General features: G+C 29.6%; 2 protein-coding genes. One reads left to right on the forward strand and one right to left on the reverse strand.

Annotated features, from left to right (window positions below):
- A partial coding sequence (locus AC1DRF_RS25625; protein ID WP_477742033.1) for an integrase core domain-containing protein occupies window positions 1-379 on the forward strand: 379 nt, incomplete at its 5' end.
- Window positions 380-873: 494 nt separating this feature from the next.
- Here AC1DRF_RS25625 and AC1DRF_RS25630 read toward each other — a convergent pair.
- On the reverse strand, window positions 874-1,569 hold the full coding sequence (locus AC1DRF_RS25630) for an AbrB/MazE/SpoVT family DNA-binding domain-containing protein (RefSeq protein WP_427670952.1): 696 nt from the start codon (window positions 1,567-1,569) through the stop codon (window positions 874-876).
- Window positions 1,570-1,858 lie beyond the last annotated feature (289 nt).

Below are 1,858 nucleotides of genomic sequence, written 5' to 3' on the forward strand. Positions count from 1 at the left end.
TATGAGTACAGGGATGAAAGATTCTCTTGTGATAGACGCTTTTTTACAAGGATATAACAAAGAACATCCTCCAACAGGATTAATTATCCATACAGACCAGGGATCCCAATATACRGGTRRTAAYTYTCAAGCCATACTGAAAAAGTATGGTGCTGTTTCAAGTGTYAGYAGAAAAGGAAAYCCYTAYGATAATGCRTTAATGGAAYCTTTTTATAAGACCATAAAAAGAGAGCTCATTCATGGTGCCAARTTTACRACACCAGAACAAGCTCGAAAAGAAGTATTTAAATATATAGAGCTCTATTACAATACCAAAAGAATGCATTCTTCTCTGCATTATCTTTCCCCTATTGAATACGAAAAAGCCTATTCATCATAGTATCTTAACTTAGTGTCCAATAAATATTGACAAGTCCAAAATATTGACAAGTCCAGGGTCTAACTTTTTGGGTTCAGTTCATTTGAGATAGCCTTTTTTGGTTTCTTTATGAAATCTGTATCTACATGCTTAATATTAGTATAAAATAAGCTTGTGATTTGTCGGACAAATATTAAATAAAAACCTAGTTAATCGGCGATTTTAATATGCAGAGAAACGATATCTGAGGAAATTAACTATTATTTTGCGTATAACTTGCAAATTTCAGCACTTTAGAGAAATGCTCATTTCCCTACTTGTATTGGTTCTCATTGAAAAAGCCAACTTATTTAATAAGAGTATTGTTCTCAACTGTCTCTTTGATAAAAACAGGGATGTTATTATAAATAATAAAGTAGGTTTCCTTCTATTACAAAATTATTAGTAACCTGAATTCAACTATAAAAGAAAACATCCATTTCTTCTGGATATAAGTTTTTAACTCGTATTTCGTTCTAAGTAGCTTTCTTTATAACTAACTTATCTCCTTCTATTTTAACTTCCAAAACGTCACCGTTATTGACGTTTAAATAATTCCTTAGCTTTTTAGGGATGTTTAAGTATTTATCTTTGTTTACTACGCGCGATTGCCCAGTAAAGAAAAGATTTCCTTCTGTAAAAAACTCATATCGGTGTTTTTTTGCAACAATGGTGCCTTGGTCTTTAGTAAAAAACTGTAATTGCATACTTACTTCTAGATTAAATGATTCCAATAAAAAATTAGGAAGCCTTATCTTCCCTTCTTTTATTTCAAGTAAAGATAACCTATTTAATTCAGGTTCTATAGGCTCTTTTATTAGACCTGGGGATTTATTCTGTTTTCTTTTTTTGTAGAAAATAATACTCTTGTTAATTAATTTCACTCCTATTTTTTCACATAAATTCATATCATGTATTTCACGGAGTATCTTTGGAATTACAATATAGCCTAAATGATCGATAGTTCTAATTAAATTGTTCAACTTCATTTTTTTCTCTAAAAATACCGGTGAAGCTTCAATCTGCTTCATAATAAAATAATTTTTGTAGGTAAAGAATTGTATTGTAGCAGATGGCTGGATATTAACATGCTTTAAAAACAGGGGTGGTATCTTTACCCTCCCCATATTATCGATTATTAAGTCTTCTTTAAGTGATTCGTCCTCTTTCATTAATAAAAATCCTTTCAAATGTACTTCATAAATAAAGATTAACTTTGAATGTACCCACCATTCATTTTTTATGCCTTTATTAGCATACCTATGTTATTAAATCTTGATTTTTTATAAACTAAATAAACAGAGGGAATTCCAAATGTATTATTAACAGTAAAATAATAGGTTAAAAGTAATAATTTTAACATTGTGGGTTATATTACAAATTAATTTGTTTTATAATAGGACAAGTTGTAGAGGAGGAATATTGCAATGAATAATTTAAACCATGATACTACCCTTCACC

This window comes from Priestia sp. P5_B4 (assembly GCF_056400385.1).